This window comes from Rhizobium sp. BK049, from assembly GCF_014193135.1.
Taxonomy (GTDB): Bacteria; Pseudomonadota; Alphaproteobacteria; order Rhizobiales; family Rhizobiaceae; genus Rhizobium.
This window is the reverse complement of record NZ_JACHYV010000011.1, coordinates 17,814-34,749: the sequence shown is the minus strand read 5'-3', so window position 1 is coordinate 34,749 and position 16,936 is coordinate 17,814. Positions and strand designations below refer to the sequence as shown.

At 62.6% G+C, this 16,936-nt stretch carries 15 protein-coding genes and 1 pseudogene; 7 read left to right on the top strand and 9 right to left on the bottom strand.

Annotated features, from left to right (window positions below; translation table 11 throughout):
- The first annotated feature begins 202 nt into the window (after positions 1-202).
- Positions 203-2,224, top strand: a complete 2,022-nt coding sequence (locus FHT70_RS13625; RefSeq protein WP_183701925.1) for a beta-N-acetylhexosaminidase — start codon at positions 203-205, stop codon at positions 2,222-2,224.
- Positions 2,225-2,233: 9 nt separating this feature from the next.
- Here the strand turns inward: FHT70_RS13625 and FHT70_RS13620 are convergent, their stop codons facing one another.
- Entirely contained in the window at positions 2,234-2,974 is a 741-nt protein-coding gene (locus tag FHT70_RS13620) for an AraC family transcriptional regulator (RefSeq protein WP_221138899.1), read from the bottom strand.
- A gap of 275 nt (positions 2,975-3,249) precedes the next feature.
- Between FHT70_RS13620 and FHT70_RS13615 the strand changes: the two genes are divergently transcribed.
- Positions 3,250-4,164, top strand: a complete 915-nt coding sequence (locus FHT70_RS13615; RefSeq protein ID WP_183701919.1) for a DMT family transporter — start codon at positions 3,250-3,252, stop codon at positions 4,162-4,164.
- A gap of 5 nt (positions 4,165-4,169) precedes the next feature.
- On the opposite strand, the gene FHT70_RS13610 is transcribed toward FHT70_RS13615, so the two are convergent.
- The 5 genes from FHT70_RS13610 to FHT70_RS13590 form a co-directional block, all read right to left on the bottom strand.
- Positions 4,170-5,372, bottom strand: coding sequence for an ROK family transcriptional regulator (locus tag FHT70_RS13610; protein WP_183701916.1), 1,203 nt, complete (start codon positions 5,370-5,372; stop codon positions 4,170-4,172).
- A gap of 74 nt (positions 5,373-5,446) precedes the next feature.
- Complete coding sequence (locus FHT70_RS13605; RefSeq protein ID WP_183701914.1) at positions 5,447-6,670, bottom strand: MFS transporter; 1,224 nt, start codon at positions 6,668-6,670, stop codon at positions 5,447-5,449.
- Between the two features lie 100 nt (positions 6,671-6,770).
- Positions 6,771-7,547, bottom strand: a complete 777-nt coding sequence (locus FHT70_RS13600; protein WP_183701911.1) for an SDR family oxidoreductase — start codon at positions 7,545-7,547, stop codon at positions 6,771-6,773.
- Positions 7,548-7,572: 25 nt separating this feature from the next.
- Positions 7,573-8,436 carry a MurR/RpiR family transcriptional regulator gene (locus FHT70_RS13595; protein WP_183701908.1) on the bottom strand — a complete coding sequence of 288 codons (864 nt, stop codon included), beginning with the start codon at positions 8,434-8,436 and terminating at the stop codon, positions 7,573-7,575.
- A gap of 23 nt (positions 8,437-8,459) precedes the next feature.
- Positions 8,460-8,849 (bottom strand): RidA family protein, encoded by a 390-nt coding sequence (locus FHT70_RS13590; RefSeq protein WP_097601376.1) that lies wholly within the window; start codon positions 8,847-8,849, stop codon positions 8,460-8,462.
- A gap of 111 nt (positions 8,850-8,960) precedes the next feature.
- Here FHT70_RS13590 and FHT70_RS13585 point away from each other — a divergent pair, with 111 nt between their 5' ends.
- The 3 genes from FHT70_RS13585 to FHT70_RS13575 are packed head-to-tail and all read left to right on the top strand — an operon-like array spanning position 8,961 to position 12,050.
- Positions 8,961-9,443 carry a hypothetical protein gene (locus tag FHT70_RS13585; RefSeq protein ID WP_183701906.1) on the top strand — a complete coding sequence of 161 codons (483 nt, stop codon included), beginning with the start codon at positions 8,961-8,963 and terminating at the stop codon, positions 9,441-9,443.
- Positions 9,444-9,473: 30 nt separating this feature from the next.
- Positions 9,474-10,949 carry a M81 family metallopeptidase gene (locus FHT70_RS13580; RefSeq protein ID WP_183701903.1) on the top strand — a complete coding sequence of 492 codons (1,476 nt, stop codon included), beginning with the start codon at positions 9,474-9,476 and terminating at the stop codon, positions 10,947-10,949.
- Complete coding sequence (locus FHT70_RS13575; protein WP_183701900.1) at positions 10,950-12,050, top strand: D-TA family PLP-dependent enzyme; 1,101 nt, start codon at positions 10,950-10,952, stop codon at positions 12,048-12,050.
- Positions 12,051-12,195: 145 nt separating this feature from the next.
- Here the strand turns inward: FHT70_RS13575 and FHT70_RS13570 are convergent, their stop codons facing one another.
- Positions 12,196-13,272 carry a class I SAM-dependent methyltransferase gene (locus FHT70_RS13570; protein WP_183701897.1) on the bottom strand — a complete coding sequence of 359 codons (1,077 nt, stop codon included), beginning with the start codon at positions 13,270-13,272 and terminating at the stop codon, positions 12,196-12,198.
- Between the two features lie 179 nt (positions 13,273-13,451).
- Here FHT70_RS13570 and FHT70_RS13565 point away from each other — a divergent pair, with 179 nt between their 5' ends.
- On the top strand, positions 13,452-14,516 hold the full coding sequence (locus FHT70_RS13565; RefSeq protein ID WP_183701894.1) for a helix-turn-helix domain-containing protein: 1,065 nt from the start codon (positions 13,452-13,454) through the stop codon (positions 14,514-14,516).
- 125 nt (positions 14,517-14,641) lie between these two features.
- Here the strand turns inward: FHT70_RS13565 and FHT70_RS13560 are convergent, their stop codons facing one another.
- Positions 14,642-15,628 carry an MBL fold metallo-hydrolase gene (locus tag FHT70_RS13560; protein WP_183701891.1) on the bottom strand — a complete coding sequence of 329 codons (987 nt, stop codon included), beginning with the start codon at positions 15,626-15,628 and terminating at the stop codon, positions 14,642-14,644.
- A gap of 133 nt (positions 15,629-15,761) precedes the next feature.
- Here FHT70_RS13560 and FHT70_RS13555 point away from each other — a divergent pair, with 133 nt between their 5' ends.
- On the top strand, positions 15,762-16,658 hold the full coding sequence (locus tag FHT70_RS13555; RefSeq protein ID WP_183701888.1) for a LysR family transcriptional regulator: 897 nt from the start codon (positions 15,762-15,764) through the stop codon (positions 16,656-16,658).
- A 56-nt stretch (positions 16,659-16,714) separates the two neighbouring features.
- Here FHT70_RS13555 and FHT70_RS13550 read toward each other — a convergent pair.
- Positions 16,715-16,927: pseudogene (locus tag FHT70_RS13550) on the bottom strand (ABC transporter ATP-binding protein); the annotation flags it as partial.
- Positions 16,928-16,936: the final 9 nt, after the last annotated feature.

Genomic DNA, 16,936 nt, shown 5'->3' with positions numbered 1-16,936 from the left:
CCAAATCACGACACCCCGGCGATGCCGTCGGCAGAATTTGTCCTGATGCCGGCCAGCAGAAATTCCGTGTGTCCGATTGACGGCCCGGCGGGAAACTGGTTATCACTATTAAATCAATTTGATTGACTTCAACCGCTGCTCCCATCCCGTGGCCGTGCAGGAACGTCCAAAAAACTCGTTTTCCTCAAAGGAAGAGTGACCAATGTCGACACCGCGACCGAATGCCCTGCGGCTTGAAACCCTTTGGAACCCGCCTACCGAGGGCAAGGAATTCTCCTATGTCCTGCGCCTCAAGAACCTCGGCAGCGAACCGCTTTCGAATTTTTCCCTCTGCGTCAGCGGTCCGGGCCGCGTCGACCCCGCCGGACGCGTCGAAGGCGCAACGGTGTCGCAACGGCTTTCGAATTTCACCGAATTCCAGCCGCCGGCCAACTTCGTGCTCGGCGCAGGCGAAACCTGGACGATCTCCGTCTATGCGCTCAGCTGGCAGTTCCGCCACTGGACGGACGGCGCGACGAGCGCCTATCTCGTACTGTCCGACGGCAACACCATCGTGCTCGCTGTCGAGCCGACGCGCTCTTCCGTCAGCAATGCGCCGCTGAAGCGGGGCGCTGAGATCTATCCAGTTCCCGTCAACGCGCCCGTTGCGGTGTCGATCATTCCCTGGCCGAACCATGTGGCGGTCGCCTCGCGCCGCCCGCTGCCGGCCGGTTTTGCGCCGCGGGCGCAGAGCCCTGAAGGAGAGGCGGCGGCGAAAAGCTTCGCGGCACTGGTGGAGCATCTCTTCGCCGTCGAGGGAATCGTACGCACCGAGGCCGAAGGCGCGGTTCGTGTCGGCCTGAAGGACGCCGCCGCCTTCGGGCTGGAGGCCTACCGGCTGAGCTTCGAAGAAGAGGCGATCACGATCGAGGCAAGCAGCCGGACCGGCTTCCTTTACGGCCTCGTCACGCTCGGCCAGATCTGGCGCGGCGCTAAGCTGCATCCCGGCGTTTTCCAGTTTCCCGCATTCGGCGAGATCGTCGACGAGCCGTCGATGGGCTGGCGCGGCCTGCATCTCGATGTCGCCCGCCAGTTCTATGGCGCGGCCGAAGTCAAGAAGCTGATCGCGGTGCTGGCCTGGAACAAACTCAACCGCTTCCACTGGCACCTTTCCGATGACGAAGCCTGGCGGGTGGAGATCGATGCCTACCCGGCGCTGACCGAGATCGGCGCCTGGCGCGGCCACGGCCTTGCCGTGCCGCCGCTTCTGGGTTCAAGCCCGGCCCGGACGGGCGGCTACTATACAAAGCCTGTCATCCGCGAGATCGTCGCCCTCGCAAAGAACTTCGGCATCGAAATCGTGCCGGAGATCGATATGCCTGGACATTGTTATGCCATGCAGCAGGCGATACCTGAGCTGCGCGATCCGGACGAGAAGGGCAGCTATTACTCGGTTCAGGGTTTTCCCGACAACTGCATCAATCCAGCGCGCGAGCAGACCTATGAGATCGTCGAGACCATTCTCTCGGAACTGATCGAGCTTTTCCCGTTCAAGACGATCCACCTCGGCGCCGATGAAGTTCCCCTGGGCGCATGGTCCGGCTCGCCGGAAGCGCTCAAGCGGCTGCGCGCCATCGCCGGCGACGAGGTTGCCGATGCGCATGCCAAGCGGCTGAACGTCGTCACCAACACCCATGGCGCCGACGACATTCACGGCTCGGGCGCCGCCATCCTGCAAGCAGAATTCCTCGAGCGTGTCCAGCGCTTCCTGGCAAGCAAGGGCTGCATCACCGGCGGCTGGGAGGAAGCCGCGCACGGCGACGTCATCGACAAGTCGAAAAGCTATCTCTGCAGCTGGCGCAATGTTGAGGTTTCGGCCGAACTCGCCGAACGCGGCTATCAAATGGTCGTCTGCCCCGGCCAGGTCTATTATCTCGACATGGCGCTGAGGCCGGACTGGGATGAGCCCGGCGCCAGCTGGGCAGGAAATTCGGACGCGGAAAATCTCTATAATTTCGATCCGGTCGGCGGCTGGACAGCGAGCCAGAAACAGCAGCTGCTCGGCATCCAGGCCTGCATCTGGTCCGAACCGATGACGGACCGCGCCGTCTTCGATCGCCTGGTCTTCCCGCGCCTTTCGGCACTTGCCGAAACCGGCTGGACGAAACCCTCGTCCAAGTCATGGGAACGCTTCAAGGCGCTCGCTGGGCTGATGCCGCTGCTCTATGGATTGCAGGAGTCATAGCGCCCGGCTTCACTGTCGCGGCCGGTGGGCAGAGGGCGTGACGCCTGTGCCCGCCTTAAATGCGCGGGTCATGTGGCTCTGGCTGCTGAAGCCGCAAGCCGAGGCGATCTGCGCGATCGGGTCCGTGCCGCGCAACATCGATTTGGCGCGCTCGATACGCCGGTGGGCCACCCAGCCATGCGGGGACACGCCGTAGCTTGCCCGGAACATCCGCTGAAAGTGAAAGGCGCTGAGCTGCCCGATCGCCGCCAGATCCTGCAAGCGGATGGTCTCACCGAGATGAGCCTCGATATAATCCAGGCAGCGGCGCCTGATATGGGGAGCGAGCCCGCCGCTGATCGCGCAGGGGCGCGTCCCTCCATAACGCGGATCAACCAAAAAATTGTTGATCGTCTCAGTCATCGCTTCTTCAGCCAGCAGATGCTCACCCGCTGACATCGCTTGCCTCAGCTGCCGAAGCGTGCGCGCCAAGACGGGTGCATCGGCGAAGGTCACTTCGGAGACAGCCATAAGCCTGGAATCACGGTCGAACGTCTCGGCAAACATCCGGCGCATCTGATCGTCCGGAACATAGAGATGAACGAAGTCGAATGGATCGGTGATTTCCCATTCGGACGAGTGCCCCTGTGGCATGACGCACAAGGCGCCGGGCCGGCCTCGCGCGGCGGGGCTGCCATCCAGGCGGCGCGTTCCGGCGCCCCCGTTGAGATAAAGGCTGAACGTATGTCCGTCCGGCCGTTCATAGCTCATCCTGTCGCTGCCATTGCTCCAGAGGGCCGCCGATCGCCCGAACCCCAGATCGATCGACTGCGACATCCGCGCCGAGGGCGATGCAGACAAAAACCTGAAAACCGAGAGGCGGCTATCTTTCACCAATTCTTCCCACACATGTGACGTCTTGCGAACAATACCGATGGACGGCCGACGTGGCGAGCGGGAACTCCGGGGCGAGAAATTTAATAGCAAGAATCTGCAAGAGACCGGCTCACCGTTCGCCTATTCATGGAGAAAACGAGGATCACTCCATGGCAAATGCCGCTCTCTTCATCGCGACTGTCCTCATATGGGGGACGACCTGGATCGCCATTGCGATGCAGGTCGGTCCCGTGCCGGTCCTGGTCTCGGTCTTCTACAGATTTGCCGTCGCAGCAGTGATCCTCGTTGCCATCCTGGCTTTCATGCGGCGGCTCAACCTCCCTGCCTTGCGCGATCAACCATTCCTCCTGGGGCAAGCGCTCTGCCTCTTCAGCCTCAATTTCATCTGTTTCTACAACGCCGCCGCCTTTATCCCGTCCGGATTGATCTCGGTCATCTTCTCGCTGGCAACGATCTACAATGCCGTTAATGCGCGCCTGTTCTTCGGCGACCGCATCACAGGCCGCACGCTTCTCGCAGCGGCGCTCGGAGCCACCGGCCTTCTCTTGCTGTTCGGAGAGGAGGTGGTCGTCGATTTCGATATGGGCACATTGAAAGGGATCGGGCTCGCAGCGCTGGGCACGCTGTTCTTCTCGCTCGGCAACATGGCATCGCGCCGAAACAGCGCGGCCGGGATCTCACCGCTGACCGCCAATGGCTGGGGCATGACCTACGGCGCGATCGTCCTCCTCTTGCTGATCGCAGTGACGCAAACACCGATCGTGGCGCCGCCCGACATCAGCTATCTTGCCGCCCTGCTTTATCTCGCGGCAATTGGATCGGTGATCGGCTTCACCACCTATCTCATGCTGGTCTCCCGCATCGGCTCCTCGCGCGCTGCCTATGCCACCGTCCTGTTCCCGATCGTCGCCCTGTCATTGTCGACGATCTTCGAGGGCTACCACTGGAGCGGTCTCGGCCTGATCGGCCTGGGGCTGACGCTTCTCGGGAATGTCGTCATATTTGCACGACCTCTGCCCCGTCGCGTGCGCCAAGCAGATGCGCGGCTGCCGGCAGGCGGGTGAGGGTGTTAGCCGACCGGCTTTTGCAGGACGTCGAAGCGCGGATTGGTTTCCGAAAAAATTGGCAGGGCGGCAGCGCCGAGGATCGCCGTATCCTTGCCGGTCATGCCGATCATAACGCGGGGTATCGTCCGCTTTCGGTCGGGATCGATCGGATCGTGCAGCGGCTCGAGCCGCTCGGCGAGCCGCCGCATCAGCGATGTCGATACGCTGCCGCCGAGCACAATGGTCTGCGGATCGAAGGCGAGTTCCAGAAAATCGAGTGTCTGCCGCAGGGGCTCAATGGCCTGATCGAGCCAGGCATCAACGCCTTCGCCGCCTTCGGCGATCAGCGCGTCGAGATTGTCGGGGGAAAGCTCGCCGGCATTGGCGATGCCCATGAATTCGTAAGCGACTGAGGGCGAGATGTAGCGATCGAGGCAGCCGCGCTTGCCGCAGCTGCAGAGCCTGCCATGCGGCTCGACGATAATATGGCCGATCTCGCCGGCATTGTTGCGGCTGCCCTTGTAGAGGTGGCCGTCGAGAAACATTCCGGCGCCGATACCGCCGCCGCCAGCCAGAAACAGATAGACGAAACTGCCGAGACCCCGGGCAACACCGTGAAGGCGCTCGCCGATCGCCGCCGCCGTCGCGTCGTTCTCGACCAGAACCGGCACTCCGACCCGTTGTTCCAGTGCATGCCCGACGGGAAAATCCTGCCAGCCCGGCAGGCTGTGCGGGCTGAGAGATGTGGTGCCGCCATCGGCGTAGCGGCCGGGCAGGGCGATGCCGATACCAAGCAGCCTGTTCCTGTCGAATGCAAAAGCCTCTTGAAGATCCTCGACGATTGTTTGCAGCGCCGGCATGGCCCTTTGCGGATCGGGGTGTTCGACCTGGTGCTCGATGCGGGCGCAGACGGCGCCCGAGAGGTCCGTCAGAACACCGCTGGCGCGCCGGCGGCCAAGCTCCAGGCCGATCGAATAGGCGCCGTGCGGATTGATGGTGTAGGGAATGATCGGCTGGCCTCGCGCCAGCTTCTGCGCCTCGGCCGCAACGAGAAGGTGCGAGTTCTCCAGTTCCTCGACGATGTTCGAGACGGTTTGGGGCGTCAGCGCCGTCATCCGGGCGATGGCGGCCCGCGACAGCGGACCGTGGGTGCGCACAGCCTCGATCACGACGCGCCGGTTGTGAGACTTGGCCTGCTCGAGATTGGTGCCGGAGATCGCCTTCATGTCGCTTTCGAAGCAAGTGAAGCACCACCCTTGTCACAAGACGGATGGCGATGAAAGCCACATTCTTTGACTGATTATCGAAGCTCGGCGTCGGCAGGCGCAACGGCATTTCGTCTCTGCAGCAGGCCGAGGATCGTGATCCCCGACAATCCGGTGACGGCGCTCAGCATGGCGGTCCCGGAATAACCGGTCACATAGGTGCCGGCGGCAAAGACCAGCGCCCCGATGCCCGCGCTGGCAAAAACGTTGACGGAGATCAGTGCGCTGCCGAGCCCCGGCCGGTCGGCGATGAGATCCTGCAGATAGGTGATCGGGATGCTGATGATCGCCGCCGCGCCGATGCCAGCGAGCAAGGTGAGCGCGTAGAGATGCCACGGCTGGGAGGCAAAACCGAGGAGGCCGAGGAATGCGGCATAGACGATGGTGCCGGCGGCAAGCGCGGTCATCTGACCCGCATCCCGCGCGATCCGCGACCAGACGATGATGAAGACGATCTCGAGCAAGGCGACGATCCCGACCAGAATGCCGACGTCGCTGAGCGCGCCGTGGGCCGCGCCGGTGGCGATCAACGGCAGCAGGGCGTCGTTGAGATGCAGCGTACTGGTGATCAGCGCCACCCCGATGATATGCGCCGAAATCCGCGGTGAAATCACCTGCCGCAGGGCGCCGAGATAGGAAAGATGATCAATGGTGGCGATCTCCGTTGCCGCCCGCTTCGGCAGGGCCAAGAGGATGATGCTCTGGCATAAGAGACAGGAGATGGCGGCAAAGAGATAGGCCGGCAGCATACTCGATGCGCCCGAAAGCAGAAGGCCCGTGATGCCGGGAATCAGCACCCAGGAGAGCGAGATCATGGCGCGCACGCCTGAGTTGGCCGTCACCATGTCGTCCCGGCTCATGCCCTGCATCGCCGCGCGCGCATTGGCAAACAGCAGTGAATTCAGCGCCCCATAGATCGGGAGCGGCAGCAGCGCGCTGATGACAAAGACGGGCGCGCTCGGAAAGGCATAGACCATGCCGTAGCCGGCAATGCCGAAGATGCAGGCGCCGATCATCGCTGAACGGTATTCGCCGAGCCGGTCGGCGAGATTGCCGAGCAGAACGCTGATGATCACATTCACCGCCGCCGAAGCAAAGGCCAGGAAGGAATAGAGACCGTCGCTCAAGCCCAATTCGCGGATGCCGACGATCGAACGATAGGGCGCGGTCATCGCTCCCGCCATGCCGAAGGTGAAAATGGCGATCATGCTGGCGCGGATCGCCGGATTGCGGAAGACGTCGGGAAAGAGGCGGCTCATGAAATCATCAATCGTCAGGGAAATCGGCAGGCGCAGCCGCGGCGGGCAGTCCCGAAGGTCATGTCATGCTATCGCGTCTCTAAGAACAAAGCCCTGACTGTCAGTAATGTTCGGATTGGGAAAAGGTTCTCGCCAGCTCGGCCTGGCCGGCCGTAAGGCCGCAATCCACCGGCAGGCAGATGCCCGTGATCGCTGCGGCGAGCGGCCCGGCAAGGAAGGCCACGGCATTGGCAACATCCTTCGGATCGACGACGCGCTGCAGCGGATACCAGCGGCGCGCCTCCTCGAACACGTTCGGATTGGCCCTCGCGCGCGCTTCCCAGGCCTGCGTCTTCACGGTGCCGGGTGCGACGGCATTGGAGCGAATGCCGAACTTGCCGTATTCCACGGCGACCAGCCGGGTGAAATGCAAGAGGCCCGCCTTGGCGGCGCTATAGGCCGGATGCCCGAAAACGTTCATTCCGTTGACCGAGGCGATGTTGACGACGGAGCCCTTCGAGGCCTTCAACATCGGCTCGAAGGCGCGGAAGCATAAAAACGCCGCTTCGAGATTGAGCGCATTATCGGCCCGCCAGATCTCTGGCGTTGTATTGTGCAGGCTGGTGGCGCGGGCGGCCCCGGCATTGTTGACGAGGGTTCGCACGACGCCGCTGCCGGCAGCACGTTTTGCCAATCCGGCAATGCTCGCCTCGCTGGTTACGTCACATCCGACGACGACGAAACGCTCCTCCGGTCCGAGTTTCGAAGCCGCGGCGGCAGCGGCAGCCGCATCGATATCGGCAAGCAGTACGACATCATGGTCATCGGCGAGCCGCGCGGCAATCGCCGCGCCGATATCGCCTGCAGCGCCGGTCACGACGGCGATCGATTGGGTCATTGATTGTCGCTCCCGTTCATATGCTTCAGTCTCCAAGCAATTGGCGGTCGTCGCCGTCGCGGTGAAGGACAAGCTGCTGCTTGATACGCCGCAGCGTCACCGTCGCCTTCGGCTGAATGGCGTAGGCGATGAGGCTCGACAGGATATCGACCATCGCAAGGTAGGCGATGCGCGTCGAGGTCGGGCGGTAGATATTGTTGCCTTCGGGAAGATCGATCGGCACGACGATTTCGGCGGCCTTGGCAACCGGGCTATCCGTCTGGGTCAAAGCGATCGTTTTCACCTTGGTGTCGCGGGCAAGCTCGAAGGCCCGCACCAGTTCCATATTGCGCCCCGAGAAGGACGAGCCGATCAGCACGTCGCCCGGTTTCGCCGCGGCCGCCATCATCAGCTGCATGCTGTGGTCGGAACTCGCCGTGATGCGAACGCCGAGACGGAAGAGGCGGTTCTGCAGCTCATCGGCGATCATCGACGAATTGCCGCCCGAGCCGAAGGCGTAGATCATGTCCGCCTTGGCGATATGGGAAACGGCGGCTTCGATAGCGGCCAGATCGAGCGACCGATGCAGGAGAAAGAGGGCGTTCTGGGCCTTGGTGATGATATCCTGGGCGACATCGGCGGGATCGGTGCTTTTCGATTCCGGCTTCAGATAGCGCACGCCGATATGAGCGGTGCGGGCAAGCTGCACCTTGAAATCGGAAAAGCTCTCGCAGCCCAGCCGCCGGCAAAAGCGCGTGACGGTCGGCGGCGACACCTCGGCGCGTTCGGCGAGCTCGATGATCGAGGCGTTCACTGCAAACTCGAAATCGTTGACGATGATCTCGGCGATGCGGCTTTCGGAGGGAGAGAGCCGGCCCTTGTCTTCCTGCAATGTCGAAAAGATATCCAAACCCGCTCCCCCGATGGTATCCGCTAATCACCCTTCTTCTTATAGGCCACGCAGTCGATCTCAACCTTGCAATCGACCATCATCGACGATTGCACACAGGCACGCGCCGGCGGATGCTCGCCGAAATACTCCTGATAGATCTTGTTGAAGGTCCAGAAGTCGCGCGGATCGTCGAGCCAGACGCCGACGCGCACGACATGCTCGACGCCGTAACCGGCTTCCTCCAGGATCTCAAGAACATTGGCGATCGTCTTATGGGTCTGGGCGATGATGTTGCCATCGATGATCTCGCCGCCTTCCATCGCGACCTGGCCGGAAACATAGAGCCATCCGTCAGCTTCGACAGCGCGCGCGAAGGGCAGCGCCTTGCCGCCGGCGCCGGTTTGAACAGTGCCATAGCGCTTGATAGGCATTCTCAAGTCCTTGCAAATTATTTTCTTGATAAGTTGACAAGTGACCATAGAAAGCAGAATTTGACCAGTGAAAAACGCCTTTTATGAAAAGAATTTCAATCCGGGGCAGCCATGCGCGATCCATTCCAGAATCCTTTCCCATCCGATAGCGCCCGCCACGCGATCTGGGAGATGCTCGTTTCCCGCGATATCGATGCCTTTCTGGCCGCTGATTGGTCGATGGTGGAGCATGACTTCGTGGAAGATGGCTTCATCGGCATCGATGGCCGCAAGGAGACAAACCCCGACAAATGGCGGCTCGCTTTCCCGACGCTTAGAGCCTACCGCGACGAGTGGCTGAGGCAGGCGGAGGATTTCGCCAAACAGAGCTTCGCCGAAGATGCGCGCACGGCGATCTTCACCACAACGACGCTCGAAGATATCGAGATCGAAGGCGACACGGCGCTTGTTCGCAAGAAATTCGACGGCGGCATTACCAAGGCGGACGGCACCCGCGATGTCCTGCAATGGCAGACGCTTTATTACTGCCGGCTTCACCAAGGACGCTGGAAGATCTCAGGTTTCACCGGCTACCTGCCGAACCCGATGGGTTGAAGCGGAGCCGATAAGAAGAAGGCCACTTTCTTGCGCATTTTCACGGCAGCACTGGCGACCGAGACCAACACCTTCTCCCCGATCTGCGTGGATCGCCGCGCCTTCGAAGCCTCACTCTATGCCCCGCCCGGCCAGCATCCCGAAACGCCGACGCTCTGCACCGCGCCGATCACCGTCGGCAGGCGCGTCGCCAAAGAGAAGGGATGGGAGCTGATCGAGGGAACCGCCACCTGGGCCGACCCCGCCGGCCTCGTCAACCGGGCCACCTACGAGGAGCTGCGCGACGAAATCCTCGGGCAGCTCAGGGCGGCAATGCCTGTTAATGCCGTCGTCATGGGCCTGCACGGCGCCATGGTGGCGTCCGGATATGAGGATACGGAAGGCGATCTTCTCCATCGCATGCGCGAAATCGTCGGGCCTGACGTGCTCATCTCAGCCGAACTCGATCCGCACAGCCATCTCACGGCAAAACGCGTCGCAGCGCTCGATTTCGCCGTCTATTTCAAGGAATTTCCGCATACGGACTTCGTCGACCGCGCCGAAGATGTCTGGCGCATCGCCGTGGAAACGCTCGAAGGCCGGATCAAGCCAGTCATGTCGGTGTTTGATTGCCGCATGATCGATGTCTTCCCAACCTCGCGCGAACCCATGCGCTCCTTCGTCGACAAGATCATGCATATCGAAAAGGACGACCCCGAGATTCTCTCGATCTCGGTGATCCACGGTTTCATGGTCGGCGACGTCCCCGAAATGGGAACGAAGCTGCTTGTCGTGACCGACAACAAGCCGGAAAAGGGCGCGGCGCTGGCGCGCGAACTTGGCCTTGAACTCTTTTCCAAGCGCGGCACCTTCATGGTCCCGCAGATCGACGAGAGGCAGGCCGTCGCGCGCGCAATGGCCGCGACCGCATGGCCCGTCGTCATCGCCGACGTCTGGGACAATCCGGGCGGTGGCACGGCAGGAGATGCGACTGTCATTCTCGCGGAGCTCATGGCCCGCGGCGTCACGAGCGCCGCCATCGGTACCATCTGGGATCCGGTGGCCGTGCAGATTTGTTTTGCGGCGGGCGAGGGGGCGGAGATTCCGCTGCGCTTCGGCGCCAAGTCAGCCCCCGGCACCGGCAATCCCGTCGACGGCACCGTCAGGGTCGTCAAGCTGGTGAGGAATGCCGAGATGCAGTTTGGTGAGAGCCTGGCACCCTTCGGCGATGCCGCCCATATCGTTCTCAACGGCATCGACATCATTCTCAATTCGACCCGCGCCCAGAGCTTCGACCCCAGCCTGTTTTCGGTCATGGGCATCGATCCCAAGAAGCAGAAGATCCTGGTGATCAAATCCACCAACCACTTCTTCGCGTCATTCTCGAAGATTGCGGCGGAAATCCTTTACTGCTCCGCCGGAACGCCTTATCCCAATAATCCGGCGACGACGCCATACCGGCGGGCGCCGAAGACCATCTGGCCGATCGTGGCCGATCCACATGGGACAGAACGCGGAGCCGCCTGAATGCATGACAATCGGTTTGCCGTCGTTGCCAAGGCCGGTGACCGGATCGCCGATCTCTCGACGCCGCGACCCGTGATCGACGAGGACCGGCTGGCTGCCAACATCGCCCGCGTCCAATCCTATATGGACGAGCACGGGCTGAACTTCCGCCCGCATATCAAGACGCACAAGATTCCGGCGCTCGCCGTCGCGCAGGTCGCCGCCGGCGCCAAGGGCATCAATTGCCAGAAGGTGACGGAAGCCGAGGTCTTTGCCGAAGCCGGCTTCGGCGACATTCTGATCACCTTCAACATTCTCGGACAGCAGAAGCTCGAGCGCCTGGCTAGGCTGAACGAGAAAATTCCAGCCCTGAAAGTCGTCGCCGACAGCGAAGTGACGGTCGATGGGCTCGCCGCACATTTTTCCGGCCATAAGCCGCTGACGGTGCTTGTGGAATGCGACACCGGCGCCGGCCGCTGCGGCGTGCAGACGCCGGAGGAGGCGGCCTCGCTCGCCAAGCGCATCGCCGCAGCCGACGGCCTCACCTTCGGCGGCATCGTCACCTATCCGAAGCCGCAATCGGCCGCCGCCGTGGAAGCCTTCATCGCCGAAACGGTGGGCCGTCTGCAGTCGGAAGGCATAAGCTGCCCGATCGTCAGCAATGGCGGAACGCCGAGCCTGTTCGAGGCGCATCTCGTCACATCGGCCACGGAACACCGCGCCGGCACCTATATCTATAACGACCGCCAGATGGTGCGCATGGGCCATTGCACCGAAGACGATTGCGCCATGCACGTGTTGACGACTGTCGTCTCACGGCCGACTGCCGACCGGGCCGTCATCGATGCCGGTTCGAAGGCGCTGACATCGGATCTTCAGGGTTTCAGCGATTACGGCCTGATCGTCGGTTATCCCCAGGCGCGCATCACCAGCCTGTCGGAAGAACATGGCGTGATCGATCTGTCGAACTGCACTGGCCCGCGGCCACAGATCGGTGAGAGGCTCTTCATCATCCCGAACCACACCTGCGTGGTATCAAACCTGTTCGATACGATGGTTTTCCATCGCGGCGGTGTGGTGACCCGCGTCGAGGACGTCGCGGCCCGCGGCCTCGTCTGGTAGAGCTGGTTTCCGGTTGAGGGCGAAATGGGTCGACGGGCGCACCATGCTCTGATTGTTTGATTAAGGGCTACAATGCAGGCTCCGTCCTAACATAGAAGCCTGCATTGGTCCCGCGAGTTCCGGCACCCTCGGTCGCCGGGTCTTGTCAGAGGCGGGCTTCCAGGATCAGGTTGAAGGGCGTCTGCATGGCCTTGCGGAAGCGGGTGAAGCCCGCCTTGCGGAAGACGTCCTTGAGCCTTGCCTCGCCAGCCTGGGCGCCGAGCACGATGTGACCGCCGTCGGAAATCGCATGGGCGCAGCAAATCGTCGTCGAAGCGGCATAATAGAGCCGGCCGACCGGCGAGATATTGTCCTCCACCCGGTCATTGGCGAAGGGCTCGACCAGCATCACCGTGCCATCCTTGGCAAGCGCCTTGGCCGCATGCGTGGCGGCTGCCACCGGATTGCCCATATCGTGCAGGCAGTCGAAGAAGCAGATGAGGTCATAGCCCCTCCCCGGATAGGTCTCGGCGCGTGCGGCCGAAAAGCCCGCTCGATCGGAAACGCCCGCCTCGCCCGCCACCCTGCGTGCTTCGTCGACCGACTTTTCGTGCGTGTCGAAGCCGTGGAATTTCGAGTTCGGGAAGGCCTGCGCCATCAGCACCGTCGAATGGCCGTGGCCGCAGCCGACATCGGCGACCAGAGCGCCGGCCTTCAGCTTCTCCACCACGCCGTCGAGCGCCGGCAGCCATTCCGGCACGAGGCTGGCGCGGTAGGCGTTGCGGTAGAAGGACGCGACGCCACAGAAGAGCCGGCCATCATGGTCACCCCAAGGAATGCCGGCGCCGGTGCGGAAGGCCTCGACCGCCTTTTCCTCGTCGGCCCACATGGAAGCCGGCGTTGCCCAGGCATTCGGGATGAAGACGGGGCTGTCCTCGTTCGCCAGCACGAAGGCCTGTTCCGGCGTCAGCTCATAGGTGCCGCTGACGGCATGATAGGTGACATAGCCGCCGGCCACCTGCGAATTCAGCCATTCGCGCACATATCGTTCGGCGCAGCGGGCGCGGGTGGCGATCTCGCGAGACGTGAGCGGACCGCGGTCGGCCATTGCCTTGTAGAGACCGAGGCGGTGGCCGAGGCTGACCATGACCCCGCCATAGCCGGCGGAAAGATCGCTGACGACGCGGCCGACCAGCGTGTCGAGCTTCGCACTGTCGATGGTCCTGCTTTGCATGGTATCCATGATGTTTCTCCCTGGTTGGAAACCTCCGTTCGAGGTCCAGGGAAGATCGCAGACCGGGAGCGTCAGCGGCAGAGCGGTGCTGGCCATGATCGGGCCATTTGCGCCACGCCAGGGAAGCTGCACGTCCGCAGTGGCCCCGGCTGCGCTCCGGGGTTATCATTGCTGCCAAGGGGGAACCGATGATGACCGGAACGCAGCAGGAGGCAGAGCGGGCGCCGGGGCCGCAGCCGCTCCATGTCAGCCTGGTGGCGCTGCCGGAGGCGGCAGTCTCGACGCTCAGCGGCATCTTTGATGTGATGAACGCCTTTTCCATCGTCCCGCCGGAAGACGGCATTGCCAAGACGCCTCCTTTCCACGTCGAGATCGTCGGCGAACGGGCCGGCCCGCTGACGCTCGCCAGCCGCGTGCCGCTGGTGGTGCAGCGACCGGTCGCCGAAATCGAGCGGACTGACATCGTCATCGTGCCCTCGGTCGTGCTCGGGCCGGAAGGCTGGGTGAAGCGCCGATATCCGGCGCTGGTGGAATGGTGCCGGAGAATGCACGAGAAAGGGGCGCTGATCTGCTCGGCCTGTTCGGGAATCTTCCTGCTTGCCGAGACCGGGGTCTTCAATGGCGCCGATGCCACCGTCCACTTCGGCTATGCCCAGACGTTCCGCGACGCCTATCCGCAGATCCCGATCCATCCGGAACAGGTGCTGGTGGTCGCTGGCCAGCGGGACGAGTTGATTACATCGGGCGCCTCGATGACATGGCACGATCTTGTGCTTTACCTGATCGCCCGCCATGCGGGGGCGACGGCAGCGCAGACGGTGGCCCGCTATTTTGCGCTGCAATGGCACCAGGACGGGCTGGCTCCCTATATGGTGTTCGAGGGGCGGCGCGACCATGGCGACCAGGCGATCCAGACCGCACAGGACTGGCTTGCCGTCCATTTTTCAGTCGCCAATCCGCTGGAGGAGATGGTCAAGCAGGCGGGGCTCACGGAGCGGACCTTCAAGCGGCGGTTCACACGGGCGACCGGCATGAGCCCGATCGCCTATGTGCAACGGCTGCGGATCGAGGAGGCGAAGCGGCGGCTAGAGCGAACGGAGGCTTCCGTCGACGAGATAAGTTGGCAGGTAGGGTATGAGGAACCGGCCTTCTTTCGACGCTTGTTCAGGAGGGTAACCGGCTTGGCTCCCGGCAACTATCGCCGCCGGTTTCAGGTGCCGGCCTATGCTAAGCGACCTTCTACTGGCAAATGAAATTTGGCAATCACCTGCCGTATTGAGCATGACATATGGCCAACGGATAGGCAGCAATCAACCTTCTGCGCCTGCTCAACAAGGGGCCGCGACGGCGCAGAACAGCCGCATCTTCGAAGCGAACTTCAGTTCTGCAAGGCCCAGTCCGCAGTCTGCCAGCGCATCTGCCCGCGGTCGGCAACGACACGGCCGAGCCCTGGGAAGGGCATGTGGGTGGCGGCGATGAGGGCGCCTTCCGAAGCGGCGCGAGGGAAAAACCGGTCGCGCATCGCTTTGGCTGCTGCACGATCCTGCTCGAACAGGAAGAACACATCGGTGGCCGCAGGATGCACGACGGGAAAGATCATGTCCGAGACCATGATCAGGCTCTGTGCGCCATCTTCGACACGCACCCCGATATGTCCGGGTGTATGGCCGGTCAGGTCGACAATTGAGACGCCCGGTACAATTTCTCGCTCTCCATCTATCGCCTGAAGTCTCGGGTAGAGACGCACGACCTCCTCCGCCATCTTGAAGCTGGTTTGAAGATAATCGGGCGCGCCGTTGCGCTTGGCCGGATCAGTCCAATGGCTGACGTCGCGGCGATCTACATATAGTTCGGCCTTGGGATAGTTGTTCTTGCCGCCGAGAATCAGCCCACCCATGTGGTCCTGATGCATGTGCGTTACGATCACCGCGTCGATCTGGTCGGGCTGCAGGCCGAGAGCGGCGAGCGCCTGCGGCAACTGCCCGGTCTGCCCGATCGAGCCCGCTGTACCGGCATCGATCAGGATGCGGCGTTCGCCATCCTCAACGAGGTATTGGTTGAAGAGGAATCGCACCCCACTCGGCCGGGCGGTGAACTGCGCGACTGCCGCCTGTTCGACCTCCGCTGCGGTACGCCCCGGAAAATATTCATAGGGCATGTCGGCATACCCGTCCGTCAACGCCGTCACCGTAAAGCGGCCGATGCGGATCTGCGCGAGCGGCGTAACGCTGACCGGCGCTTTGGCGGCCTCCTGCGTCGCAGCAAGCGCGGACGCTCCTTCAATCATACCTCCGCCAAAGAGGCTTCCCCCGAGGAGGCCAAGAGGGAGAGCGCTTGCAAAGGCACGACGCGAAAGCTGGGGCATGACGTCCATCCTGATGATTGGCAAATATGGGGAGCCTGGCAGCGCCCTCGAATGACGTGAAGCTATGACATCCACAACCAGTAGGGTATCCTGCCATTTCGGGAAGCTTACTCTCAGATTTCGGAAGGATTGGATGGATCGTCTTGACGCGATGTCGGTACTGCTGGCGGTGGTCGATGCCGGCAGTCTTTCGGCCGGGGCGCGGCGGCTCAACGCACCGCTCGCGACGGTCAGCCGCAAGGTCGCCGATCTTGAAAAGCACCTCGGAGCGCGCTTAGTGCTGCGCACGCGCCGCGGTCTCTCGCTGACAGAGGAGGGGCGCGCCTTCGTCGCCGCCTCACGTCGCATTCTCGAGGACCTGGACGCGGCGGAGCGGCAGGCCAGCGGCGATCATGGCGCGCTGCGTGGCGGGCTTCATGTGACCGCACCGATTGCTTTCGGCGAGCGCTATCTGCTGCCAATCGCGCTGGAATTTTTGAAGGAGCAACCCGACATCGACCTGCGCCTGACGCTGGTTGATCGGCAGATAAATCTGGCAGATGAGCAGGTTGACGTGGCTCTGCGAATTGGTCACCTGACGGACAGCGCGCTGATCGCGACGCGCGTCGGCAGCGTCCGCCGGGTTATCTGCGCGAGCCCCGAATATCTGGCCCGCCGTGGCGTGCCGCGTCGACCGGAAGACCTCGGGCGACATGACGGCATAAGCTTCCAGGGCTTTGCGACCGCGCCAGAATGGCGCTACCGCCGGGACGGTCCGGCCTTCACCATCGAACCGCGGTCCAAACTCGCGGTCAACACGACGGAAGCGGCGATTCAGGCTGCAATGGCCGGCATCGGCATCATCCGCGTGCTGTCTTACCAGATTTCCGATCAGCTGCGCTCCGGCGCTCTGCAGGAACTGCTGACCGAGTTCGCACCGGAACCTCTGCCTGTGAACGTTATGCACGGTCCAGCCGATCCCCTATCGCTGAAGGTGCGGTGGTTCCTCGACTGGATCGGGCCTCGCCTCCGCGCGCGGATGGCCCAGTAGCGTACCCGCAGGTGTGCATCCGCCCATGACGATCAGGCACCGGTGCGACTGCTTCACACAGGCAGGAAATTCATTTTCGGATTGCCGATGAAGCCGGCGACGAACTGGTTGGCGGGCTTGTGATAAAGCTCGAGCGGTGCCGCGGTCTGGGAGATGTTGCCGGCGTCGAGCACGACGATGCGGTCGGCCATCGCCATGGCTTCGACCTGGTCGTGCGTCACATAGATCAACGTTGCCTTCAACGCCCTATGCAGCTTGGCAAGCTCGATGTGCATAAC

Excerpts from the sequence above, each read along its gene's own strand:
- FHT70_RS13625 (WP_183701925.1), top strand. The coding sequence starts at position 203 with ATGTCGACACCGCGACCGAATGCCCTGCGGCTTGAAACCCTTTGGAAC.
- FHT70_RS13620 (WP_221138899.1), bottom strand. The coding sequence starts at position 2,974 with ATGAGCTATGAACGGCCGGACGGACATACGTTCAGCCTTTATCTCAAC.
- FHT70_RS13615 (WP_183701919.1), top strand. The coding sequence starts at position 3,250 with ATGGCAAATGCCGCTCTCTTCATCGCGACTGTCCTCATATGGGGGACG.
- FHT70_RS13610 (WP_183701916.1), bottom strand. The coding sequence starts at position 5,372 with ATGAAGGCGATCTCCGGCACCAATCTCGAGCAGGCCAAGTCTCACAAC.
- FHT70_RS13605 (WP_183701914.1), bottom strand. The coding sequence starts at position 6,670 with ATGAGCCGCCTCTTTCCCGACGTCTTCCGCAATCCGGCGATCCGCGCC.
- FHT70_RS13600 (WP_183701911.1), bottom strand. The coding sequence starts at position 7,547 with ATGACCCAATCGATCGCCGTCGTGACCGGCGCTGCAGGCGATATCGGC.
- FHT70_RS13590 (WP_097601376.1), bottom strand. The coding sequence starts at position 8,849 with ATGCCTATCAAGCGCTATGGCACTGTTCAAACCGGCGCCGGCGGCAAG.
- FHT70_RS13585 (WP_183701906.1), top strand. The coding sequence starts at position 8,961 with ATGCGCGATCCATTCCAGAATCCTTTCCCATCCGATAGCGCCCGCCAC.
- FHT70_RS13575 (WP_183701900.1), top strand. The coding sequence starts at position 10,950 with ATGCATGACAATCGGTTTGCCGTCGTTGCCAAGGCCGGTGACCGGATC.
- FHT70_RS13570 (WP_183701897.1), bottom strand. The coding sequence starts at position 13,272 with ATGGATACCATGCAAAGCAGGACCATCGACAGTGCGAAGCTCGACACG.
- FHT70_RS13565 (WP_183701894.1), top strand. The coding sequence starts at position 13,452 with ATGATGACCGGAACGCAGCAGGAGGCAGAGCGGGCGCCGGGGCCGCAG.
- FHT70_RS13560 (WP_183701891.1), bottom strand. The coding sequence starts at position 15,628 with ATGCCCCAGCTTTCGCGTCGTGCCTTTGCAAGCGCTCTCCCTCTTGGC.
- FHT70_RS13555 (WP_183701888.1), top strand. The coding sequence starts at position 15,762 with ATGGATCGTCTTGACGCGATGTCGGTACTGCTGGCGGTGGTCGATGCC.